At 65.8% G+C, this 21,066-nt stretch carries 23 protein-coding genes; 15 read left to right on the forward strand and 8 right to left on the reverse strand.

The genetic code is table 11. The features are described from left to right. Positions 1-139 precede the first annotated feature (139 nt). The gene (locus AC1DYL_RS21275; protein ID WP_477174673.1) at positions 140-1,207 is read left to right on the forward strand and encodes an OmpA family protein; all 1,068 of its coding nucleotides are present in this window, start codon (positions 140-142) and stop codon (positions 1,205-1,207) included. A 35-nt stretch (positions 1,208-1,242) separates the two neighbouring features. Here the strand turns inward: AC1DYL_RS21275 and AC1DYL_RS21280 are convergent, their stop codons facing one another. The 3 genes from AC1DYL_RS21280 to AC1DYL_RS21290 are packed head-to-tail and all read right to left on the reverse strand — an operon-like array spanning position 1,243 to position 3,819. Continuing rightward, complete coding sequence (locus tag AC1DYL_RS21280) at positions 1,243-2,082, reverse strand: 5'-3' exonuclease (RefSeq protein ID WP_477174674.1); 840 nt, start codon at positions 2,080-2,082, stop codon at positions 1,243-1,245. A gap of 35 nt (positions 2,083-2,117) precedes the next feature. Then, complete coding sequence (gene aroB, locus AC1DYL_RS21285; protein ID WP_477174675.1) at positions 2,118-3,233, reverse strand: 3-dehydroquinate synthase; 1,116 nt, start codon at positions 3,231-3,233, stop codon at positions 2,118-2,120. Continuing rightward, positions 3,226-3,819: a shikimate kinase gene (locus AC1DYL_RS21290; protein ID WP_477147926.1), complete on the reverse strand. Its 594-nt coding sequence runs from the start codon at positions 3,817-3,819 to the stop codon at positions 3,226-3,228. The genes aroB and AC1DYL_RS21290 overlap by 8 nt, the downstream gene beginning before the upstream one ends. Before the next feature lie 143 nt (positions 3,820-3,962). On the opposite strand from AC1DYL_RS21290, the gene AC1DYL_RS21295 reads away from it, so the two are divergent. Beyond that, positions 3,963-4,271, forward strand: a complete 309-nt coding sequence (locus tag AC1DYL_RS21295; protein WP_477147925.1) for a hypothetical protein — start codon at positions 3,963-3,965, stop codon at positions 4,269-4,271. Next, a complete protein-coding gene (locus AC1DYL_RS21300; protein ID WP_477174676.1) occupies positions 4,268-5,182 on the forward strand; it encodes a site-specific tyrosine recombinase XerD in 915 nt (304 codons plus the stop codon). Before AC1DYL_RS21295 ends, AC1DYL_RS21300 begins: the two co-directional genes overlap by 4 nt. Here the strand turns inward: AC1DYL_RS21300 and AC1DYL_RS21305 are convergent. Next, complete coding sequence (locus tag AC1DYL_RS21305; protein WP_477174677.1) at positions 5,179-5,517, reverse strand: hypothetical protein; 339 nt, start codon at positions 5,515-5,517, stop codon at positions 5,179-5,181. The two genes, AC1DYL_RS21300 and AC1DYL_RS21305, sit on opposite strands and share 4 nt — an antisense overlap. A 307-nt stretch (positions 5,518-5,824) precedes the next feature. Here AC1DYL_RS21305 and AC1DYL_RS21310 point away from each other — a divergent pair, with 307 nt between their 5' ends. From AC1DYL_RS21310 to AC1DYL_RS21330, 5 genes are all read left to right on the forward strand, one after another. After that, on the forward strand, positions 5,825-6,784 hold the full coding sequence (locus AC1DYL_RS21310; RefSeq protein ID WP_477174678.1) for an acetyl-CoA carboxylase carboxyltransferase subunit alpha: 960 nt from the start codon (positions 5,825-5,827) through the stop codon (positions 6,782-6,784). Positions 6,785-6,910: 126 nt separating this feature from the next. Beyond that, positions 6,911-7,939, forward strand: coding sequence for a L,D-transpeptidase family protein (locus AC1DYL_RS21315; protein ID WP_477174679.1), 1,029 nt, complete (start codon positions 6,911-6,913; stop codon positions 7,937-7,939). Between the two features lie 12 nt (positions 7,940-7,951). Continuing rightward, on the forward strand, positions 7,952-8,734 hold the full coding sequence (locus tag AC1DYL_RS21320) for a L,D-transpeptidase family protein (protein WP_477174680.1): 783 nt from the start codon (positions 7,952-7,954) through the stop codon (positions 8,732-8,734). Then, positions 8,707-9,324, forward strand: a complete 618-nt coding sequence (locus AC1DYL_RS21325; protein WP_477174681.1) for a hypothetical protein — start codon at positions 8,707-8,709, stop codon at positions 9,322-9,324. The genes AC1DYL_RS21320 and AC1DYL_RS21325 overlap by 28 nt, the downstream gene beginning before the upstream one ends. Before the next feature lie 89 nt (positions 9,325-9,413). Further along, complete coding sequence (locus tag AC1DYL_RS21330; protein WP_477174682.1) at positions 9,414-10,319, forward strand: DMT family transporter; 906 nt, start codon at positions 9,414-9,416, stop codon at positions 10,317-10,319. Here the strand turns inward: AC1DYL_RS21330 and AC1DYL_RS21335 are convergent. Together AC1DYL_RS21335 and AC1DYL_RS21340 are read right to left on the reverse strand one after the other, a co-directional pair. Further along, a complete protein-coding gene (locus AC1DYL_RS21335) occupies positions 10,316-11,266 on the reverse strand; it encodes an SRPBCC family protein (protein WP_477174683.1) in 951 nt (316 codons plus the stop codon). The genes AC1DYL_RS21330 and AC1DYL_RS21335 overlap by 4 nt on opposite strands. A 36-nt stretch (positions 11,267-11,302) precedes the next feature. Beyond that, positions 11,303-11,551, reverse strand: a complete 249-nt coding sequence (locus tag AC1DYL_RS21340; RefSeq protein WP_477174684.1) for a DUF1127 domain-containing protein — start codon at positions 11,549-11,551, stop codon at positions 11,303-11,305. A gap of 87 nt (positions 11,552-11,638) precedes the next feature. On the opposite strand from AC1DYL_RS21340, the gene AC1DYL_RS21345 reads away from it, so the two are divergent. Together AC1DYL_RS21345 and AC1DYL_RS21350 are read left to right on the forward strand one after the other, a co-directional pair. Further along, on the forward strand, positions 11,639-12,859 hold the full coding sequence (locus tag AC1DYL_RS21345; protein ID WP_477174685.1) for a helix-turn-helix domain-containing protein: 1,221 nt from the start codon (positions 11,639-11,641) through the stop codon (positions 12,857-12,859). Positions 12,860-12,898: 39 nt separating this feature from the next. Further along, complete coding sequence (locus tag AC1DYL_RS21350; RefSeq protein WP_477158710.1) at positions 12,899-13,543, forward strand: Vgb family protein; 645 nt, start codon at positions 12,899-12,901, stop codon at positions 13,541-13,543. Positions 13,544-13,615: 72 nt separating this feature from the next. Here the strand turns inward: AC1DYL_RS21350 and secA are convergent, their stop codons facing one another. Beyond that, positions 13,616-16,390, reverse strand: coding sequence for a preprotein translocase subunit SecA (gene secA / locus AC1DYL_RS21355; protein ID WP_477174686.1), 2,775 nt, complete (start codon positions 16,388-16,390; stop codon positions 13,616-13,618). Between the two features lie 200 nt (positions 16,391-16,590). On the opposite strand from secA, the gene AC1DYL_RS21360 reads away from it, so the two are divergent. Further along, positions 16,591-17,535: a peptidylprolyl isomerase gene (locus AC1DYL_RS21360; RefSeq protein WP_477174687.1), complete on the forward strand. Its 945-nt coding sequence runs from the start codon at positions 16,591-16,593 to the stop codon at positions 17,533-17,535. 53 nt (positions 17,536-17,588) lie between these two features. Here AC1DYL_RS21360 and AC1DYL_RS21365 read toward each other — a convergent pair whose 3' ends face one another. After that, on the reverse strand, positions 17,589-18,185 hold the full coding sequence (locus AC1DYL_RS21365) for a TetR/AcrR family transcriptional regulator (RefSeq protein WP_477174688.1): 597 nt from the start codon (positions 18,183-18,185) through the stop codon (positions 17,589-17,591). Between the two features lie 125 nt (positions 18,186-18,310). Between AC1DYL_RS21365 and AC1DYL_RS21370 the strand changes: the two genes are divergently transcribed. The 4 genes from AC1DYL_RS21370 (at position 18,311) to AC1DYL_RS21385 (ending at position 21,060) form a co-directional block, all read left to right on the forward strand. Next, entirely contained in the window at positions 18,311-18,586 is a 276-nt protein-coding gene (locus tag AC1DYL_RS21370; protein ID WP_477174689.1) for a hypothetical protein, read from the forward strand. Positions 18,587-18,668: 82 nt separating this feature from the next. Then, positions 18,669-19,901 (forward strand): bifunctional glutamate N-acetyltransferase/amino-acid acetyltransferase ArgJ, encoded by a 1,233-nt coding sequence (gene argJ / locus AC1DYL_RS21375; RefSeq protein ID WP_477174690.1) that lies wholly within the window; start codon positions 18,669-18,671, stop codon positions 19,899-19,901. Beyond that, the gene (locus AC1DYL_RS21380) at positions 19,901-20,665 is read left to right on the forward strand and encodes a GNAT family N-acetyltransferase (protein WP_477147908.1); all 765 of its coding nucleotides are present in this window, start codon (positions 19,901-19,903) and stop codon (positions 20,663-20,665) included. Before argJ ends, AC1DYL_RS21380 begins: the two co-directional genes overlap by 1 nt. Next, a complete protein-coding gene (locus tag AC1DYL_RS21385) occupies positions 20,662-21,060 on the forward strand; it encodes a (deoxy)nucleoside triphosphate pyrophosphohydrolase (protein WP_477147907.1) in 399 nt (132 codons plus the stop codon). Before AC1DYL_RS21380 ends, AC1DYL_RS21385 begins: the two co-directional genes overlap by 4 nt. Positions 21,061-21,066: the final 6 nt, after the last annotated feature.

Raw genomic sequence — 21,066 nt, forward strand, 5'->3', positions numbered from 1 at the left:
AAAGTCTGGCGATTGGAACTCGGCCGGTCGCTTTGCGGCCAAAGCCGGGCGGCGCCGTGGCGAGCCGCCGCTTTGTCTTCGAAATATCGCCCAAGGTCTTGCCTAGCACTCGTTCTCGCAGACAGACTTGGAGGGCGACATGTCCACTCTAAAGACGGCGGCCCTGGTGGCCGCCTTGACGCTATGCGCGGTGCCCGCGTTGGCGGCAGAGAGTAATTTACAACTGATCATCGGCGGCGAGGCCTACGACGGCCCCCCGAAGTTCGAGGTCACGTTCAACGGCAAGGTGCTGGGCGAGGGCGCGGTGAACGCGGCAATCGACACCGCGACGGCCGGGCGCTTCGCCGACGCGGCGGACAAGACCCCGTACGTGCAGAGCTTTGCCTTCGATATCCCCGAGGACGTGTTCAAGCCGGGTGGCGAAGTGCGGGTCCGGCTGGTGAACGAGGCTTATGGCGGCGACGGTTCGAACCGCGATCGCAATCTCTATCTGGCCGCGGTGGCGGTGAATGGCCGTGCCGTGACGGTGTCGGGGCTTTCGACCCAGGGCACGTCGGCCGATACCAAAAACGAGCTGCTGGGTGAGTTCCTGGTGCTGCGCGACGGCAATGTCGAGGGCGTATCACGCGCACCGACCGGCGGCTGGCCGCTGCCCGACGCGACGATCGCAGCCGTGCAGCCAACGCCGGAAGCAGTAACGACTGAGGTTGCCGCAGTAGCCGAAGTCGCCGAGGAACCGGCGCAGACCGCAACGAAGCCGCCGGCTGCCGTGACGGCGCTGCGGCTGCCGGAATCGGCGGCCGAGGACAAGGTGATCGACGAGAAGCCGGTCGAAACGGCGAGCCTTGCCGCGACCGCGGCTCCGACGGGGAACGCCACCTGCAATCGCGACGAACTCTACAACGTCGTCGGCTTCAACGAGAATTCGAACGACCTGACGCCCAGGCTGATGGAGCGGCTCGACCAGATCATCGCCGATATCGGCGAGCAGGAGTGCAAGGTGCTGGTCACCGGCTATTCCAGCCGGCAGGGCAACCACGCGACCAATGCGCTTTTCGCCATCGAGCGGGCTCAGAACGTCCTGGCCTATCTGAAGCAGGCCGGGCTCAAGTTCGAGAAGGTCTCAGCCGCCGGCGCCGGCGCCACCGAGCAGTTCGGGGATACGTTCTATGCCAATCGCCGGGTGGTCATCTCGGTCGCGCCGTAAGGGGGAGGGGCGGGCCGTGGCGGCGGCCCGCTTCACTATTTCGCGGCGAGCTGCGTCAGCCGATCGGCGAGGCCGTTGAGTTCCCAAGCCCGGGCGAGCTTCGCCGCCTCGCCCCAGGTCGGGGTGACGTCGGGGATCGGCGGCAACGGCGCGGTGGTCACCATGGTCGCGATGCGCTTGTAGAGCCGCAGATCGTCGGACTGAGCCGGGAAGCGGTTGTCGGCGATCATCGCCTCGAGGTCCGGGTAGCGTTTCAAGAGGCTTGCCGCGGTCGCTTCGCCGACGCCTTTGGCGCCGGGGATCTTGTCCGATGGGTCGCCGCGCAGCGCGATGAAATCGGGCACCTGGCTTGGCTCCACCTTGTAGCGCTCGCGGACGCCATCGGGATCGATGCGGGCCATCTCACCGCCCTTGGCCGGCTGGAGGATCGTCGTCCGCTCGGAAGCCAGCTGGTAGGCGTCGCGATCGCTGGTCGCGACCAGCGTGGTGCCGCCATCCCGTTCTTCCATCGCTACGGCGGTCGCGAGGAAGTCGTCGGCCTCGAAGCGTCCCTCCTTGCCGATGACGAAGCCGCAGGCTGTCACGAACTCCGGCAGCACGTCGAGCTGGTCGACGATCTCGTCCTCGAAGATGCGGCCACCCTGGTAGGTCGGGAACTCGAGAGCGCGCCAGTTGGGCACCGCGAGCGTATCCCAGCCCACCACCACCGCGCGTGGCTTCTCGGCTTCATAGAGCCGCAGCAGGTAGTTCGCGAAGCCGACGATGGCGCCGCCGCCGCGGTTGCCGGCACGCCGGATGGTCTTGGGCAGGCCGTGATAGGCGCGATGGGCGAACGAGTCGCCATCGATGACGAGCAGCGGGCGGCGGTCGGACATCAGTTTCCCCTCGTGTCGCCCGTTCCGGCGGATGTTCAGGCGGTCCGCATGTCCTCAAGGTAGGCGCGGACCGTGGCTGGGTCGACGTTCTTTTCGATGAAGGCCTGGCCGATGCCGCGGGTGAGGATGAAGGTCAGCGCCCCGCGCACCACCTTCTTGTCCTGCGCAATGGCGTTCATCAGGTAGTCGGTGTCGGGCAGGTCGCCCGGAATATCGGCGAGGCGGGTCGGCAGGCCCGCAGCAGTCAGGTGCTGGGCGATGCGGCCGGTATCCTGGCTGGGCGAGAGGCCGAGTTTCGCCGAGAAGCCGTGTGCCAGCACCATGCCGATGGCAACACCCTCACCATGCAGCAGCCGGTCGGAATAGCCGGTGGCCGATTCGAGCGCGTGGCCGAAGGTATGGCCGAGATTGAGCAGGGCCCGGACGCCGGTTTCCTTCTCGTCGGCGAGCACGAAGCGGGTCTTGGCGGCGCAGCAGCGGGCCACCATTTCGCCGCGCAGCGCCGCGTTGCCGGCGAAGATCTCGCGGCGATTGTCCTCGAGCCAGAAGTAGAACGGCTCGTCGTCGATCAGCCCGTATTTCACCACCTCGGCATAGCCGGCGGCGAACTGGCGTGGCGGCAGGGTATCGAGCGCATCTAGATCAGCCAGCACCAGTTTTGGCTGGTGAAACGCACCGATCAGGTTCTTGCCGTGCGGCGAGTTGATGCCGGTCTTTCCGCCGACGGACGAATCCACCTGCGCCAACAGCGAGGTCGGGATCTGGACGAAATCCATGCCGCGCCGGGCTATCGCCGCGGCGAAGCCGGCGAGATCGCCGATCACCCCGCCGCCGAGCGCCAGGATCAGGTCGCCGCGTTCCAGCCGGGCCGCGAGAATGCCTTCGACCACTTCGCCCAGCCGTGCGAACGACTTGGTGGCTTCGCCATTCGGCAGCACGATCGTCGCATAGCTAACGCCGGCCGCGTCGAGTGAGGCGGTGAGTCGCGGCAACTGTGCCATGGCGACTTCGGTGTCGGTGACGATGCCGAAGCGACGGCCGGGGAACTTGGCCTTCAGCACCACGCCGGCGCTGTCGATCAAGCCGCTGCCGATCAGGATGTCGTAGGCACGCTCGCCCAGCGGCACGTGCGCGGTGGTCGGCTCAGCCATCGGACTTCTCATTGCTCAAATGGTCCAGCAGGGCGTCGATAACTTCGCTTGCCACTTGGTCCTGCGGCACGTCGCGCGAGACGATGGTGACATCGGCCTCGGCGTAGATGGGGTAGCGCGCCTCGATCAGCTTCTGCAGCGTTTCGCGCGGGTTGGCGGTCTTCAGCAGCGGCCGGTTGGAGCGCCGCGAGACGCGCTGGAACAACAGCTCGAAATCCGCCTTGATCCACACCGAAATCGCCGAAGCCTTCACCAGGCTGCGGGTCTCGGCATTGACGAAGGCGCCGCCGCCAGTGCCGAGCACGATATTCTCGTCCTTCAGCAGCCGGGCGATCACCTTGACCTCGCCGGCGCGGAAATCAGCCTCACCATGGGCGCGGAAGATGTCCTCGATGGTCATGCCGGCGGCCTTCTCCACCTCCTCGTCGCTGTCGACGAAGTGGCGGCCAAGGCGTGCGGCAAGGCGGCGGCCGACCGTGGTCTTGCCGGCGCCCATCATGCCGATGAGGACGATCGGGCGGTGCCCGAGGAGCCGCAGCAGATCCTCGCGCCGGTCGTCGCGTGTGGTCGTGCCGTCGCGTGACATCGCATTTCCTCGCTCGGCGGGTTTGAACCGTTAGGGCGGCATAAAGTCAATGCCCGCTATGGTTCGCCGCCATGGTTAGCGCACCCTTGATCGCGTCCAGCAAACAAGGGAGACTGGCCTTTGCGTGACAAAAGCGGATTGCCATGCCGACTCTCATTCGTCTGATCGTTATCCTGCTGGTCCTGGTCGGGCTTGGCTACGGGGCCATGTTCGCGCTCGTCGCGATCGTGCAGCCACGCGACAAGGACGTGACCATCCGGATCCCGGCGCGCGACCTGATGCCCTCGGCGCAGCGCGACCCGCTGGTGCGCCGCGAGATCAATACCACCCGCACGCCCGAGGCGCCCGCCGCCGAGCCGGCGCCGGCCGTGGAGACGCCGGCCGCAGTGCCGGCAGCCGAAGCTCCCGCCGGTGATGGCGAAGTGGTGACGCGGCAACAGGGCGTCGAATGAGCGGCGCTCATCTGGTCGAAGCGTTCCTCGAGATGATGAGCGCCGAGCGCGGCGCTGCCAAGAACACCATAGATGCCTATCGTCGCGACCTCGGTGACTATTGCGGCTTCCTCAGCCGCCGCGGCACCGGCCCCACCGCCGCCGGCCGCGAACAGGTGACGCAATACCTGGCGTTTCTCGAAGCCGAGGGCATCGCCGCCTCATCGAGCGCGCGAAAACTCTCAGCCATCCGCCAATTCCACAAGTTCCTCGCCGCCGATGCGGTGCGCGCTGACGATCCCACCCGAATCATCGCCTCGCCCAAGGCACGGCGCGGTCTGCCCAAGGTGCTCTCGATCGCCGAGATCGATCGGTTGCTGACGGTCGCGGAGGCGGAAGTCGAAGCGCCCGAGGCCAGCGACGCAGCGCGCGCCATGTCCGCCCGGCTCTATCTGCTGCTCGAACTGCTCTACGCCACCGGCATGCGCGTGTCGGAACTGGTCGAACTGAAGCGTGCGGCGGTGATGCGCGATGCGAGCTTCCTCACCGTGCGGGGCAAGGGCGGCAAGGAGCGGATCGTGCCGCTGACCGACCGCGCGCGTGACGCGGTGAAGGCTTATCTCACGCGGCTCGAGCCCGGCATCTGGCTGTTTCCGGCCGGGGGCGAGAGCGGCCATCTGAGCCGGCAGGTATTCGCCCGCGAGCTCAAGGGCCTCGCCGCTCGTGCCGGCATCGCGGTGGCGCGGGTATCACCGCACGTGCTGCGCCATGCCTTTGCCAGCCACTTGCTGGCGGGCGGCGCTGATCTGAGGGTGGTGCAGACGCTGCTCGGGCACTCCGACATCTCGACCACGCAGATCTACACCCACGTGCTCGACGAGAAGCTGAAATCGCTGGTCGAAGCCCATCACCCGCTGGCCGAGCAAGGCTAGCCGCGCTTCTCTCCGGTCATTCCGTCCAGCCGGAGCAGCAGGTCATCGAGGGCGCGCAGTACATCGCTCATCAGCATCGGTGGTTTTGGCGCGGGCGCCGGTGGCGGGTCCTGCCAGAGCGACCTGACCTCGGCCAGCCGCTCCTTGCGTCGGCGGCGCGCCGCCTTGGCTTCGGCGAGGGTGCGGCGCGTGGCCTGGTCGGCGGCATCGAGGGTGAACAGTTGTTCGCAGCTGGGGCACCAAGCCGATCCGCCCGGCCGTACGAGCTTGGCATTCTCGAGGAAGTGGCTGCTGCAGCGGGGGCAACCGACGCTTACCAAGGCATAGGTGGTCATGGTCGAAGGGTGGTTCCGGTCTTTCGCCTCCAGCGTTGTCACGAAAGCGTCATGCAATGGTTAACGCGGCGTCACGCGGCAATCGAACGCATGGGACAACGCTTCACCAAGTCTGGGCTCGGCGCTTGACTCGGCGGGCCGGCATCGCCACTTTCCGGCCACTTTGGGGCGCGAGTTGACGCCCTTTCTCCTCCTTGAGCATTTGCCGTTCGACGAAACGGCAAATGCTTCGGGTACTTACTTTGGTCGCGCTTTCGAACCGGAAAGGTCTACAACTTTTCCTGAAAGCGCTTAGCTGGCGGGTTGGATGCAGTCCTATCTCGATTTCGAAAAGCCGGTGGCCGATCTTGAAGGCAAGATCGCCGAGCTCAAGTCCCTCGCCACGGCCGACCAGGCGGTGTCCATCGACGAAGAGGTGACCCGGCTTTCCGCCAGGGCCGACGAGGCGCTGGTCGATATCTACAAGAAGCTGACCCCGTGGCAGAAGACGCAGGTGGCGCGCCATCCGCAGCGCCCGCACTTCTCGGACTACGTCAAGACGCTGATCAGCGAATGGACGCCGCTCGCCGGCGACCGCAAGTTCGCCGAGGATCCGGCGCTGCAGGCCGGCTTCGGGCGCTTCAACGGCCAGCCGGTCGCCATTCTCGGGCAGGAAAAGGGCTCCAACACCGAGGGCCGGCTGAAGCACAATTTCGGCATGGCGCGGCCCGAGGGCTACCGCAAGGCTGTCCGCATCATGGACATGGCCGATCGCTTCGATATCCCGGTGATCTCGTTCGTCGACACCGCCGGGGCCTATCCCGGCATCGGCGCCGAGGAACGCGGCCAGGCCGAGGCGATTGCCCGCTCCACCGAGCGCTGCCTCGAACTGGGCGTGCCCAACCTCGCGATCATCATTGGTGAAGGCGGTTCGGGCGGCGCCATCGCCATTGCCACCGCCAACCGGGTGCTGATGCTCGAAAACGCCATCTACTCGGTGATCTCGCCCGAGCCGGGTGCGGCGATCCTGTTCCGCGATGCGGCGCGGGCTCCCGACATGGCGGCGGCGCAGAAGATCACGGCTCCCGATCTCCTGTCGCTCGGCGTGATCGACGGCATCATCACCGAGCCGGCCGGCGGCGCGCACCGCCATCACGCAGAGGTGATGGCCTCGACTGCACACGCTATCGGCACGTTCCTCACCGACTTCCCGGGCAACCGGGGCAGGCTGGAGGTGCGGGAACACAGGCGCGACAAATTCCTCGCCATCGGTACCAATTTGAGTTGATCGGCGCCCCAACCAAGGGCATGAAGCCAATAGTAAACGGGCTGTTAACCATGCCGGCTTACCACATGGTAACCGTCCGCTCGTAACCCGTTCCTTCGGGCAGACAAGCATTTCGGGTAGCTGACTTTGGGCAGAACGCTCCGTTCCATCCTCTTTCTTGGCGCAGCACTCGGCGTGGCGGCGTTGCTTGCCGGCTGCGGCGGGCTGAAGCCGGGCAACGCCAAGGCGATGGCGCCGCTGAAGCAGGAAACCGTCAGCCGGCTCGCGGGGCTCGGGTCCTCGCCGGCCGCGCCGATGATGATCCGCATTTTCAAGCAAACCTCGGAACTCGAGGTCTGGAAGCAGACGGGCAGCGGCGCGTTCAAGCTTTTCAAGACCTACCAGATCTGTGCCTGGTCGGGCGATCTCGGCCCCAAGGTCAAGGAAGGCGACCGTCAGTCGCCCGAGGGCTTCTATACGATCACCCCGGGCCTGATGAACCCGAACTCCAACTACTACCTGGCGTTCAACACCGGCTTTCCCAACAAGTTCGACCGCGCCTATGGGCGGACCGGCTCGGACCTGATGGTGCATGGCGATTGCTCGTCGCGCGGCTGCTACTCGATGACCGATGAGTCGATCGCCGAGATCTATGCCCTGGCGCGCGAGACCTTCAAGGGCGGCAACGCCTCGTTCCAGCTGCAGATCTTCCCGTTCCGGATGACGGCGACCAACCTCGCCAAGCATGCCGACAGCCCGAACATGAGCTTCTGGAAAGACATCAAGGAAGGCTACGACCGCTTCGAGATTTCGAAATCGCCGGTCTCCTGGGATGTCTGCAACAAGGAATACGTGTTCGACGTGCCCGGCGGCGCATCGCTCGACGCGCTCGCGGCGTGCCCCGTGACCGTCGCGCAGAACGTCCCGGACTCGGTCAAGTCCAAGATGGCGGCCGACGACGCTGCGATGCAGCAGGAAGTCGCCTCGCTTGCCGACAAGGCAGCCAAGACGGCTGCCGATGCACAGAAGGCCGCCGAGGCGGAAGCTGCGGCAAAGGCGCGCGGCGAGGCGATCGGCGGCTTCATCGGTGGGCTGTTCGGTGGCGGCGACGTTGCCGGCGTCATCGACCCCGGCAAGGTGCCGCCGATTCCACTGCCGCGCCTGCACCGCGCCTAGCAGCATCTTGCGATGCGGCCCCGGCGCCCCCATCTCGGCATGGTCGTTGCGATCGGGGTGTTCCTCGTGGCGGCCATCCTTGTAGGGCGTTTCGTCCTCAGCGAACGAACGGGAGTTCGAGACATAGTCACCGAGCGCGTCTATGACCGCACCCAGTTCCTCGCTGAACTCAAGACCGCCGGGTTCGCGCTCGGCGACGCAGCGCATGTCCGCATCTACAAGCGCGAGCACAAGCTGGAACTCTGGATGAAAGCCGCCAACGGACGCTTCGCGCTGTTCCGCGACTACGACATCTGCAAGTTCTCCGGTGATCTCGGCCCCAAGCTCATGGAAGGGGACAAGCAGTCGCCCGAGGGCTTCTATCGTGTGGCCACGAGCCAGCTGAACCCTAATTCCCGGCACCACCTCAGCTTCAATCTCGGCTTTCCCAACGCCTTCGATCGCCAGCTCGGCCGCACCGGCTCTGCGCTGATGGTGCACGGCGGCTGTTCATCGGTCGGCTGCTACGCCATCACCGATGCCAGCGTCGACGAAGTCTACGCGGTGGTCGAAGCGGCCTTGGCCAAGGGTCAGGAGGCCGTCGACGTGCATGTCTTCCCGTTCCGGATGACCGCCACGGCGCTCGCTGCCGAAGGCGGCAACACCTGGGCGCCGTTCTGGCGTAACCTCAAGGCCGGCTACGATCTGTTCGAAGGGTCGAACCTGCCGCCCAAGGTTGGCGCCTGCCGGGGCGAATACCGCTTCGGCGAAGACGCGGAGGGGCCGGAATGCGCCGTTATCGCCGCCTGGTCCTGATCGACCGGCTGATCCCGTTCCTCGCCGCCATTGTCGGGCTGGTGGCGCTCGCCGGCGCCGTCGCCGTGCAGCTCAATACCGATGCCAAGACCAAGGCGATCGGCGACGCTGTAGCAGAGCTGCGGACGTCGGTGGACGCGCTCGGCCAGCGCGCCGAAGCCGTGGCCACACCCGCAGACGACGGCACTGCCGCGGCGCTGCTGGCGCTGCAGGACCGGATGGTGAAGCTCGAGGGCGAGTGGTCCACCCGGCAGGCGGCCGTGACTGCCGCCGCCCAGGCCGCTCCCGCCCCGCTGGCTCCGGGCGCCACCGCGCCGACGGAAACGGCAGCGGCCGATCCCAACCTGCCCACCACCGACTGCATTCCGCTCGGCACTCGCTTTATGGTGACGCCCGGCGAGACCTATCCGATCTGCCAGTCGAAGGCGGTCATCCGCACCGGCCTGATCACCGCCGACACCGTCTCGATCGACGGCATCGGACAGATCGTCGAGACCGGCTTCGGCGCCATCGCCGGCACGAGCTGTACCGTCATGGTGTTCTCCGCCGACGAAGCCGGCTTCGCCGAGATGCGGGTCACCTGCACCTGAGTTTCAGCAAGATTGCAGATGCGCCGCTCCTGACGACCGGCTAGAGCTAGCAGCGGGCGTTCGCCCGAGCCCCCCGCCACGAGCCGATCTTGTCCTTACCCGCCGCCGCCCGCGTCCCGCAATCCGCCTCGCTCAAGGGCATGGCCCTCGGGCTCGCCGCGTACTCCCTGTTTGCCGTGCACGATACGCTGGTCAAGGGCGTCATCCACGACCTGCCGGTGACCCAGATCCTGTTCGTGCGCAGCGTCATCATCACGATCATCTGCCTCATCGTCGGCCGCCGGCAGCTGGTCATCGGGCTGATCAGATCGCCGAACAAGCCGATGCTGCTGTTGCGCGCCGTGCTCACTTTGGCGGCGTGGTGCATGTACTATCCCGCCGGGCGCCAGCTGCAACTGGCCGAGATGACGACGCTCTACTACGTCGCGCCGGTGATCACGGTCGTCCTTGCGGTGATCTTCCTCAAGGAGCAGCTGACCCTTGCGAGGGTCGGCGCCTCGGCGATCGGGTTTTTCGGCGTCGTCATCGCCGCCAACCCGGCAGGGCTCAGCATTGGCGTGCCGGCGTTGATGGCGCTGGGCGCGGCGTTTCTCTGGGCCGTGGCGATGATCCTGATGCGCACCATCTCGAAATCCGAGAGTTCGCTGGTCCTCGTGTTCTCGATCAACGTGTTCTACGTGGTGGTTCTCGGCGCCATTTCGCTGCCGTTCTGGGTGGCCATGGATGCCAGCGAGATCGCCGTGGTCGTGGCGACAGGCTTTATCGGCGCCGCCGCCCAGTATGCGCTGATCGATGCGGCCCGCGCGGTGCCAGCCAGCGTGCTCGGCACCGTCGAGTACAGCGCGCTCTGCTGGAGCTTCATCTTCGGCTTCCTGTTCTATCAGGAGCAGCCGGCGCCGGTGGTGTTCGTGGGCGCCGGGCTGGTCATTGCCGCGGGACTGGTGCTCGCCTGGAGCGAGCGTCGCCCCAGGCGTCGGGTGGTGGATGCGCCTTAGACGGCAGGCGCCGCAAGTTCGAGGCTCTGGGTCATGCCGGTATCGATGAACTGCTTGAGGCTTCCCTTGATCAGCGAAGTCCAGGCGTCCGAGCAGGTGTCGTAGCACTCGACGGCCGGCTTCAGGCCGACATGGGTGAAGACCACCTCCGTCTTGTCGCCCTTGCTGGCGATGTCGAAGATGATGGTGGTGCCGACCCACTCGGTCTTGTCTTCGACGAAGCTGAGCGTGCCTTCCACCACCTGCCAGGCGACTCGCTTATTCGGCACCATCTCGGTCACGACCTGCTTGGAGTAGTGGAAGTCCTTGTAGCGATAGCTGAAAACGTCGCCGATGTTGCTGGTGCCGCCCTCGAACTCGCCGCTCCACCAGGCGCGCGGGTCGTTGATGGCGGCGAAGGCCGCTTCGGGGCTCTGGTCGACGGTGAACGAGGTGGTGAAGCTTGGTTCGGACATGGCGTGGTCTCCTTGGTTGGGAAGCTTGGGCTCGTCGGCAGTGAGCTCAGCGCCGACATTGGGCTGGCCGGTGCCAGAGGTGATGAGGTTCTTGAGGCTGCCGCGGATGTAGGTGCCCCAGGCGTCGTGGCAGACGTCGTAGCACTCGTGGTCGGGCTGCAGCCCGATGTGGGTGAAGGTCAGCCGAGCGCCTTCGCCGACCGCCTCGATGTCGAAGTCGATGGTGGTATCGACCCACTCGGTCTTGTCGGCGATGAAGCTGAAGTGGTTGTCCAGCACTCGCCAGGCGACGTGCTTGCCCGGCACCGACTCGATCACCTTGAGGGTGCAGCGGTGGAGATCGCGGGCGTGGTAGTACCAGACGTCGCCGAGGGCGGTGGTCTTGCCCTCCACATCGTCGGACCACCAGCCGCGCACGTTGTTGATGGCGGCAAAGACAGCCTCGGGGCTCGCTTTGACGGTGATCGAGGTGGTGTAGTTCTTGTCGGTCATTATCGTTCTCCTTGGGATTGGGTGAGGCGGGCTGCGTCAGCTGGCGTTGCGCTGGCGGACCCTGGCCCACAGCCGGCGGGCATCGCCGTCGAGGGCGTCCTCGACATCGCTACGCTCTAGGCCGATATCGGTGAGCTGGACCGCATCGAGGCTGGCGAGCTTGAGGATGGTCCGGCGGCGGGCCTGCCACGTGGCGAGGCGAACCGTCAGTTTGATCAGGCCGCCGATGACGCTCGATTGGCGGGACTTGTCGGCTGCGATTTCATAGAGTTCGAGGGTGGTCATGGCTGATCTCCGTCGGTTCCATTTCGGTGAGGGGAACCTAGGCGGCGGCCAGTCAGGGGTGAGAGTGACAAGTGTGACGGGATTTGAATGGACTCGCTGATCACCGCGGCAGCGCGGGCGCTGGGGGCCGGCGATCCACTCGGGGCGCTGAAGCGCGTGGCGCTGCGCGACGATGCCCCGGCGCTGGCGCTGCGTGGCATCGCCATGGCGCAACTGGGCGACCTCGAACGGGCCAAGGCGCTGCTCAAGGCGGCCGGCAAGGCGTTCCATGCACGCGAGGCGGTGGCGCGGGCGCGCTGCGTGGTGGCCGAGGCGGAGATAGCCCTGGTGTCGCGCGATCTGTCCTGGCAGCCTAGGGCATTGGAGACCGCCCGCGCGGCGCTCGAGGCCCACGGCGACAGGGTGAACGCGGCCCACGCCGCCAACCTCGCGGCACGCCGGTCGTTGTTGATCGGGCAGGTGGACGAGGCGGAGCGGACGCTGGCGCAGCTCGATCTCGACCGGCTGCCGCCGGCGACTGTCGCGGTGCATCAGCTGGTGAGCGCAGGCATCGCGATGCGGCGGGTGCAGACCGGGCCGGCGCGGGTGGCGTTCGACCGGGCGCTGGCGGCGGCGCAGCAGGCCGGCATTCACTCGCTGGTCGCTGAGATAGAGGTCGACGCACGGGTGCTCGACGGGCCGGCGGCGCGGCTGGTTGCGGGTGGCGGCGAGCGATCGCTGACGCTGGCCGGCGTCGAACAGGTGCTGTCCTCCGGTGCACTGGTGGTCGATGCGACGCGCAACGTGGTCCGGCAGACGGGGACGATCATCCACCTGGCGACACGTCCGATCCTGTTTGCGCTACTGCGCACCCTGGCCGAGACCTGGCCGACGGATGTGTCGCGAGCCCGGCTGATCGCCGAGGCGTTTCGTGGCAAGGAGGCGGACGAATCGCACCGCGCCCGGCTGCGGGTGGAAATGGGGCGGCTACGCGCCGAGCTCACTGACATCGCCGAGATCAACGCCACCATGGGCGGCTTCGCGCTGGCGCCGCTCGCGGCAAGTGAAGTCGTGGTGCTGGCGCCGCCGGTGGAGGATCAGCACGCGGGCGTGCTGGCCCTGCTGGCCGACGGCGAGGCGTGGGCGAGCTCCGCTCTTGCTATCGCGCTCGGCACCAGCCCGCGCACCGTGCAACGGGCGCTCGAGCAACTGGCGGAGGCGGGCAAGGTGCAGTCGTTCGGTCGCGGCCGGGCGCTGCGCTGGATCACCCCGCCGGTGCCGGGTTTCCCGACGGCATTGTTACTCCCGGGCCCGCTGCCGGGCGACTAGATGGTTGCGTCGGAAGCAATTCAACGAGAGGCTGGTCCGATGAAGCATGCGCATGCCGAGATTGTTCGCGAGTACGGTCCGTTCCCCGGTGTCGACTCGGTGGCCGGGGTCACCTTCGACGGCACCAATGTGTGGTTCGCCTCGGGCGACCGGATCAACGCCTTCGATCCTGAGAGCGGCGAGCCGGTGCGGACGATCGAGGTTGCGGCGCATGCCGGCACGACCTTCGATGGTGAGCACCTCTACCAACTCGCCGAGGACGTGATCCAGAAGATCGACCCGCGCAGCGGACGCGTCGTCAAGACCATTCCCTCGCCGGGTGGCGGCTCGGGCCTCGCCTGGGCGGAGGGTTCGCTGTGGGTCGGGCAGTATCGCAGCAAGCAGATCCTGCAGGTCGATCCCGAGACCGGCGCAGTGCTCAGGACCATCAATTCCAATCGCTTCGTCACCGGCGTGACCTGGGCGGACGGCGACCTCTGGCACGCCACGCTCGAGGATGGCCAAAGCGAACTGCGGCGCGTCGATCCGCACTCGGGCGAAGTGCTGGAACAGCTCGACATGCCGCCCGGAGCTGGTGTCTCTGGCCTCGAATCCGACGGCGGCGACCGGTTCTTCTGTGGCGGCAACAATATCGGCAAGGTGCGGGCGGTCCGCCGTCCGAAGCGCGAACCCGCTACCGCCTGACGTTTCCCGCGAAAGGAAATCGGCCGGTCCCGCGAGGAACCGGCCGATTGATTATTCAGTCCTGCGACAGCGTCAGAACGCGCCGTGGCAGTGCTTGAACTTCTTGCCCGAGCCGCAGGGGCAGGGGGCATTGCGCGACACGCCGACCAGCAGCTTGGGGTCGATCGGCTTCAGTGCCGGGTCGGCCTCGATCACATCGGCGCCGGCAGCGGCGCCAGCCGCGGCGAAGGCGGCAAGGCTGGGTGCCGGCCCGAGGGCGCGGGGCATGGTGCCGGTGAAGTCGCTCTCGGCATCGTTCTCGCCGGTGGTCGGGTCGATATGGATTTCGTCGAGACCGTCGAAATTCGGCAGCGGCGGCGTTGGCTGACGCATCTGGATTTCGACGTGGCTGAGCTGCGTCGTCACCAGTTCGCGGAGGCTGGTGAGCAACTGCTCGAACAGTTCGAACGCCTCGCGCTTGTATTCGTTCAGCGGGTCGCGCTGGGCGAGGCCGCGCCAGCCGACAACCTTGCTGAGGTGATCGAGAGTGACGAGGTGCTCGCGCCACAAACCATCGATCGACTGCAGGAGGATCGACTTTTCCACCTGGCGCATGATGTCGGGCGAATAGCGGGCGACCTTGGCAGCGGCGAATTCGTCGGCGGCCTTGATGATGCGCTCGCGCACGTCCTCGACGTCGATGCCTTCCTCATGCGTCCAGCTCCCAACCGGCAGATCGACGTTGAGGTAGGTCTTGCCGGCAGCTTCGAGCTGCTCGATTTTCCACTGCTCGGGGTACGAGCGGTCGGGGATGGCCTTGGCGATGATGTCGTCCACCACCTGGTGGCGCATCTCGGCGACTGTCTCGGCGACGTCCTCGCTGTCCATCAGCTCAAGACGTTCGGTGAAGATCGCCTTGCGCTGATCGTTCATCACGTCGTCGTACTTCAGGATGTTCTTGCGGATGTCGAAGTTGCGGGCTTCGACGCGGGCCTGGGCGCGCTCGATAGCCTTGGTGACCCACGGATGGGTGATCGACTCGCCCTGCTCGAGGCCGAGCTTGCCCAACATCGAGTCCATCGACTCGACCGGGAAGATGCGCATCAGGTCGTCCTGCAGGCTCAGGAAGAACTTCGAATGGCCTGGGTCGCCCTGGCGGCCGGCACGGCCGCGCAGCTGGTTGTCGATGCGGCGGCTCTCGTGCCGCTCGGTGCCGACGATGTAGAGGCCGCCGGCGGCCAGCACCTTGGCCTTGTCCACGGCGATGGTGCGCTTGATCTCTTCGATCGCCGCTTCGCGCTCGGCGCCTTCGAGGCCCTGGGTCTCGCGCTCGATGCGCATCTCGAGGTTGCCGCCGAGCTGGATGTCGGTACCGCGGCCGGCCATGTTGGTGGCGATCGTCACCGCACCTGAAACACCGGCGTCCGCGACGATCTGGGCTTCCTGCTCGTGGTGACGGGCATTCAGCACCGCGATGTCCTTGATCCCCTTCTGGCGCAGCAGTTCGGCCAGCATCTCGGATTTCTCGATCGAGGTGGTGCCCACGAGGATCGGCTGGCCACGCGTGCGGGCATCGACGATCAGGTTGGCGATCTCGTCGAACTTCTCGGCGGCAGTACGGAAGATCGCGTCGTCTTCGTCCTCGCGCCGGACCGGCACGTTGGTCGGAATCGAGGTCACGGTCAGGCCGTAGATGTCGCCGAATTCCTCGGCCTCGGTCGCCGCCGTGCCGGTCATGCCGGCCAGCTTCTTGTAGAGGCGGAAGTAGTTCTGGAAGGTGATCGAGGCGAGCGTCTGGTTCTCGGCCTGGATCTTGACGTGTTCCTTGGCCTCCAGCGCCTGGTGCAAGCCTTCCGAATAGCGGCGGCCCGGCATCATGCGGCCGGTGAACTCGTCGATGATCACCACTTCGTCGTTGCGGACGATGTAGTCCTTCTCGCGCTGGAACATCTTGTGAGCGCGCAACGCCGAGTTGAGGTGGTGCACAAGCGCCACGTTCTCGATGTCGTAGAGGTTCTCGCCCTTGAGCTGGCCGTTCTCGATCAGGGCCGCCTCGAGCTTTTCAATGCCCTGGTCGGTGAAGGTGGCGGAGCGCTGCTTCTCGTCGATCTCGTAGTCGCCCTCGCCGAGGACCGGAATCAAGAGGTCCGCCATCTCGTAGAGCGAGGAGCGGTCGGCGGAAGGGCCGGAAATAATCAGCGGGGTGCGCGCTTCGTCGATGAGGATCGAGTCCACTTCGTCGACGATGGCGTATTCGTGGCCGCGCTGTACCATCTGGTCGCGGCTGTATTTCATGTTGTCGCGCAGGTAGTCGAAGCCGAACTCGTTGTTGGTGCCGTAGGTGATGTCGGCGGCGTAGGCGGCCTTGCGCTCGGCGTCGTCGAGACCGTGGACGATGATGCCGGTGGTCATACCGAGGAAGCGATAGATCTGGCCCATCCAGGCCAGATCGCGGCGCACCAGGTAGTCGTTGACGGTGACGAGGTGCACGCCCTTGCCGGGCAGGGCATTGAGATAAACCGCCAGCGTCGCCACCAGGGTCTTGCCTTCACCGGTCTTCATCTCGGCGATGGAGCGGTTGTTCAGCACCATGCCGCCGATCAGCTGCACGTCGAAGTGGCGCATGCCGAGCACGCGTTTCGACGCCTCGCGTACCGTGGCGAAGGCCGGCTCCAGGATATCGTCGAGGGTCTTGCCCTCGGCCAGCAGGGCCCGGAATTCAACGGTCTTGGCCTTCAGCTCGTCGTCAGTGAGCTTTTCGAACTCAGGCTCCAGCGCGTTGATCGCGGCGACCCGGGGCAGGTACTTCTTCACCTGCCGATCATTGGCCGAACCGAAGATCGCCTTGGCGAGCGCAGCGAGCACCATTCTATGTCCTTTGATTTCTTGTCCGGGGCGGCCTTTGGCCGAACCATGTTCCCGGCAGGGCGGCGGGTCCTCACCCGTCAACACTCTTTGAAGTGGTGCGACATGTAAGAGCGGGTGTTTTGCTTGTCAACGGAACGCAAATGGGCGAAACCTCCCCCGCCGCGGGCCGGGGGCTCTGCGCCATACGAGGAGAATTCCCAATGAACGACCACGCCCCGCGGGGTTTCCACAAAGTTCTGAAGACCCTGGCCGGCACTTTGTTGCTGGGAACGGCTCTCAGTCTTGCCCCCGTCGCCGCATTCGCGCAGGACGCCGCAGCCGCCGCTCCGGCCGCCCCCGCGGCCACCCCGGAAACCGTCGTCGCCACCGTTGGCGACCTGACGATTACCGAGGCGGACCTTACCTTTGCCGCCGAGGATCTGCAGCAGGAGCTGCAGCAGGTGCCGCCCGAAGAGCGCCGCGCCTTCCTCGTCACCGTGCTGATTGACATGAAAGTGATGGCCAAGGCGGCAAAAGAAGCCGGCATGGCCGATACCGACCTGTTCAAGCGCCGCATGGCCTACCTCGAGGATCGCTCGCTGCGCCGCGACTATTTCACCCAGAAGGTCGCCGCTTCGGTCACCGAGGACTCGATCAAGGCGGCCTACGACCTGTTCGTGAAGGACTTCAAGCCGGTCGAGGAAGTGCACGCGCGCCACATCCTCGTTGCCACCGAGGAAGAGGCAAAGGCCATCAAGGCCGAACTCGACGGCGGCAAGCCGTTCGAAGTGCTGGCCATGGAAAAGACCACCGACCCGTCGGGCAAGCAGAACGGCGGCGACCTGGGCTTCTTTTCCAAGGGCATGATGGTCCCCGAGTTCGAGGCAGTGGCGTTTACGCTCGAGCCGGGCAAGATTTCCGACCCGGTGCAGAGCCAGTTCGGCTGGCACATCATCAAGGTCGAGGAAAAGCGGATGAGCTCGCCGCCGCCGATCGAGCAGGTGCAGCAGCAACTCGGCCAGCAGGTGATGTTCAAGGCGTTCGACGAGTCCGTCGCAGCGCTTAAGAAGGACCTGAAGATCGACATTCCGGATGCCGCGCTCGCCGAAGGCGTCAAGAAGCAGTCGGCGCCTCAGGCCGAAGGCGAAGCCGGCACCGCGCCGTAAGGCCTCCCTGCACCGCAACGTCATTGAGAACCCCGGCCCTGGCCGGGGTTTTCTTATGCGACGAGGCCGCGGACCAGGATGGAGGTGACCTTGTCGATGATGTCGGACTGGTTCGCGAGCCGGTCGGTCAGCAGCAGCTTCCAGGCATAGGCCGACATCAGGTCGGAAGCCGCCAGGCTGTCGGCATCGGCGCGCATCTCGCCGCGCGCCTTGGCACGCTCGAATATCGAGGCGGTGTGTAGGGTTCGCTCGACCGAATAGGCCTGCAGCGCCTCGGCCGCCTTCGCGTCCGCCTGGGCTTCGGCAATCAGCGAGCGGTATACCCCGCCGGTGTTGCCGGACCAGAAGCGCACCAGTTCGGTCAGGAAGGTGCGGATATCGCCTTCGAGCGTCCCCGTGTCCGGGTCTGGCATGCGTGAGCTTTTGAGCCGGGTGTAGACGTCGAGCAGCAAGTGCGCCTTCGATGGCCACCAGCGATAGATCGTGGGCTTGCCGGCGCGGGCCCGCCGCGCCACTGCCTCGATCGAGAAGCCAGCGTAGCCGGACTCGCAGAAAATCTCTTCGGCCGCCGCAAGGATCGCCTCGTGGCTATCCGGGTTGCGGGCGGCGCCGATGGACTTTCTTGGCTGGCTGTCGGTGGTGGTGGACATGTCTCTCACTGGTGCCCTGTGGGCGATGCATGGCTGGAATACACCAAATAGCGACGTGCATCCACTTGAACGTTACGTACCGTTTCGTTATGTAACGAGCCGTACCGTTTATATGGGATATCGAAATGACCGTTCAATCCACCGCCGCCAGCGCAGTCGCTTCCACCAAGCCCGCGGGTCCGACGCTCGCCATGCGGACCCGGCTGGCACTGCTCACGCTCGTCGCCGTCTATCCGGTGATCACCGGGCTCATCTACCTCGTCGCACCGTTCACCGAAGGCTGGCCCGTGTGGGAGCGCAACTTCATCGTCGCGCCACTGATGGTGATCGCGATGGTCTACTTCATCATTCCGACGATCCAGACGCGTTTCAGCCGCTTTATTGCGACCGGCAAGCGCTGAACCGATCGAACTGATTGCGACTTGCTTCAGATCGAGGCTTGAGGCAAACGGATGGGCCTATTGACGCCGTATAGGACGCAACATGGCCCATCCCGTCTCTCCCCTCGCGCCCAAGACTTACCCGGAACTGCCGGATGTCGCCGGAGTTCGGTTCGCGACGGCCGAAGCCGGGATCAAATACAAGAATCGTACAGACGTTCTGCTCGTCGCCATGGACGAAGGAACTGTTGTTGCCGGTGTCCTCACCCGTTCGAAGTGCCCCTCGGCCGCCGTCGACTGGTGCCGGCAGAACCTCGGGGGCGGCAAAGCCCGCGCGCTGCTGGTCAATTCGGGCAACGCCAACGCCTTCACCGGCCAGAAGGGCCGCGCTTCGGTAGCGCTGTCGGCTGAGATCGTCTCCAACGCGCTGGGCGTCGCCCCGGCTGAAATCTTCCTCGCCTCCACCGGGGTGATCGGCGAGCCGCTCGATGCGCAGAAGTTCGCCGGCGTCACCTCCGACATGGCGATGCGCCTTGCGCCGGGGCCGTGGATGGATGCCGCCAAGGCAATCATGACCACCGACACCTTTGCCAAGGTGGCCACCGCCACCGTCGAGTTCGACGGCGTGCCAGTTGTGATTTCCGGAATCGCCAAGGGCTCGGGCATGATCGCCCCCGACATGGCGACCATGCTGAGCTTCGTGTTCACTGACGCACCGATTGCCGCCGACGTGCTGCAGGGCCTGCTGCAGCCGGCGATCGACACCAGCTTCAACTCAGTGACTGTCGACAGCGACACCTCGACTTCCGATACCTGCCTGGTCTTCGCCACGGGCAAGGCCGACATCGCGCCGATCTCTTCCGCCACCGATCCCCGTGCGGAGGTGTTCGCCGAGGCGCTGGCCGACGTGCTGCACGAACTCGCGATTCACGTGGTGCGCGACGGCGAGGGCGCTACCAAGATGGTCACCGTCACCGTCGAGGGTGCCAGCAGCGACAAGAGCGCGTTCCGCATCGCCCAGTCGATCGCCAACTCGCCGCTGGTCAAGACCGCAATTGCCGGCGAGGACGCCAACTGGGGCCGCATCGTCATGGCGGTGGGCAAGGCCGGCGAGCCGGCAGATCGCGACAAACTCGAGATCAGCTTCGGCGATATCCGCGTCGCCACCCAGGGCGAGCGCGACCCCGCCTACAATGAAGCCGCGACCAGCGCCTACATGAAGAACGAGGATATCGAGGTGCGCGTCGGCCTCGGCCTCGGCGCTGGAACGGCGACCGTTTACACCTGCGACCTGACGCACGGCTACATCACTATCAACGGCGATTACAGGTCCTGATGGTCCCGCTCAGCGTCAGTCAGATCGAGGGCGCGACCCTCACGGCATGGCCGGCCCTCAAGCAGGCGCAGGATGGGCTGTGGCAGTGGCGCTATGCACGCGGCTATACCAAGCGCGCCAACTCCATCCATTGCCTCGATCTGAGCGATGGCGGCTATGCGGAACTGCGGCTGATGCGGCTCGCCGAGCTGTCGAAGCGCCACCGCATCCCGCCGGTGTTTCGCGTCACCCCGCTCACCGCGCCCGAGATCGTCGAGGTCCTGGATGGGCTGCTGTGGGAGGAGTTCGAGCCGAGCCTCGTGATGGCGATGGAGATGCCGGACGAGGATTTCCCGCTCGATTTCCATGCCCGCTATTTCGAGCCGACCGATCCCGAATGGATCAAGGCTCAGTCGCATATGTCCGGCTACGACCAGTCGACCATGGATGCGCTGACCGCCATCCTTGGCGGCATCGCCTGCGAGGCCAAGGGCGTCCTCGTCTATCACAAGGCGGGCCTGCCGGTGGCCGCGGCGCTGTCGGCGGTTGCCAGCGGCATCGGCATCTATCTCAACGTCGTCACCCATCCGAGCGCCCGCGGCATGGGCTATGGCCGGGCGGTGATGGGCGCGGCGCTCAACTGGGTGCGCTCGATGGGCGCTACCCACTCGGCCATCCAGGTGCTGGCCAACAATGCGCCGGCGCTGAACCTCTACGGCTCGCTCGGCTTCGGCGAAGTCTACCAGTACATCTACCGGCGTGCGCCCGATTGGGGTCGCGGGTGAGGATCCAGCTGGTCGTCGCCTGCGCGCTGATCGATGCCGATCGGCGGGTGCTGATCGCGCAGAGACCACAAGGCAAGCAATTGGCGGGCCTGTGGGAATTCCCCGGCGGCAAGCTCGAGGAAGGCGAAAGTCCTGAAGCGGCGCTGATCCGGGAACTGGAAGAAGAACTCGGTATTTCCACCCAGAGCGCGTGCCTTGCTCCGTTAAGCTTTGCATCCCACTCTTACGAAAACTTTCATCTTCTGATGCCACTTTACGTCTGCCGGAAGTGGCAGGGCGTCCCTGAAGCTCGCGAGCATGCCGCCCTGAAATGGGTGCGCCCGCAGGCTCTGCGTGACTTTCCCATGCCGCCGGCCGATGAACCGCTGATCGCGCCGCTCTGCGATCTGCTCTGAGGGTGG

The sequence above is a fragment of the Devosia sp. P1_H9 genome, assembly GCF_056405135.1.

Coding starts and splice junctions, on each gene's coding strand:
- AC1DYL_RS21275 (WP_477174673.1), top strand. CDS start 140: ATGTCCACTCTAAAGACGGCGGCCCTGGTGGCCGCCTTGACGCTATGC.
- AC1DYL_RS21380 (WP_477147908.1), top strand. CDS start 19,901: ATGGTCCCGCTCAGCGTCAGTCAGATCGAGGGCGCGACCCTCACGGCA.
- AC1DYL_RS21360 (WP_477174687.1), top strand. CDS start 16,591: ATGAACGACCACGCCCCGCGGGGTTTCCACAAAGTTCTGAAGACCCTG.
- AC1DYL_RS21310 (WP_477174678.1), top strand. CDS start 5,825: ATGCAGTCCTATCTCGATTTCGAAAAGCCGGTGGCCGATCTTGAAGGC.
- AC1DYL_RS21290 (WP_477147926.1), bottom strand. CDS start 3,819: ATGTCACGCGACGGCACGACCACACGCGACGACCGGCGCGAGGATCTG.
- AC1DYL_RS21335 (WP_477174683.1), bottom strand. CDS start 11,266: ATGACCGACAAGAACTACACCACCTCGATCACCGTCAAAGCGAGCCCC.
- AC1DYL_RS21325 (WP_477174681.1), top strand. CDS start 8,707: ATGCGCCGTTATCGCCGCCTGGTCCTGATCGACCGGCTGATCCCGTTC.
- AC1DYL_RS21350 (WP_477158710.1), top strand. CDS start 12,899: ATGAAGCATGCGCATGCCGAGATTGTTCGCGAGTACGGTCCGTTCCCC.
- AC1DYL_RS21370 (WP_477174689.1), top strand. CDS start 18,311: ATGACCGTTCAATCCACCGCCGCCAGCGCAGTCGCTTCCACCAAGCCC.
- secA (WP_477174686.1), bottom strand. CDS start 16,390: ATGGTGCTCGCTGCGCTCGCCAAGGCGATCTTCGGTTCGGCCAATGAT.
- AC1DYL_RS21365 (WP_477174688.1), bottom strand. CDS start 18,185: ATGTCCACCACCACCGACAGCCAGCCAAGAAAGTCCATCGGCGCCGCC.
- argJ (WP_477174690.1), top strand. CDS start 18,669: ATGGCCCATCCCGTCTCTCCCCTCGCGCCCAAGACTTACCCGGAACTG.
- AC1DYL_RS21295 (WP_477147925.1), top strand. CDS start 3,963: ATGCCGACTCTCATTCGTCTGATCGTTATCCTGCTGGTCCTGGTCGGG.
- AC1DYL_RS21340 (WP_477174684.1), bottom strand. CDS start 11,551: ATGACCACCCTCGAACTCTATGAAATCGCAGCCGACAAGTCCCGCCAA.
- AC1DYL_RS21305 (WP_477174677.1), bottom strand. CDS start 5,517: ATGACCACCTATGCCTTGGTAAGCGTCGGTTGCCCCCGCTGCAGCAGC.
- aroB (WP_477174675.1), bottom strand. CDS start 3,233: ATGGCTGAGCCGACCACCGCGCACGTGCCGCTGGGCGAGCGTGCCTAC.
- AC1DYL_RS21280 (WP_477174674.1), bottom strand. CDS start 2,082: ATGTCCGACCGCCGCCCGCTGCTCGTCATCGATGGCGACTCGTTCGCC.
- AC1DYL_RS21300 (WP_477174676.1), top strand. CDS start 4,268: ATGAGCGGCGCTCATCTGGTCGAAGCGTTCCTCGAGATGATGAGCGCC.
- AC1DYL_RS21320 (WP_477174680.1), top strand. CDS start 7,952: ATGCGGCCCCGGCGCCCCCATCTCGGCATGGTCGTTGCGATCGGGGTG.
- AC1DYL_RS21345 (WP_477174685.1), top strand. CDS start 11,639: ATGGACTCGCTGATCACCGCGGCAGCGCGGGCGCTGGGGGCCGGCGAT.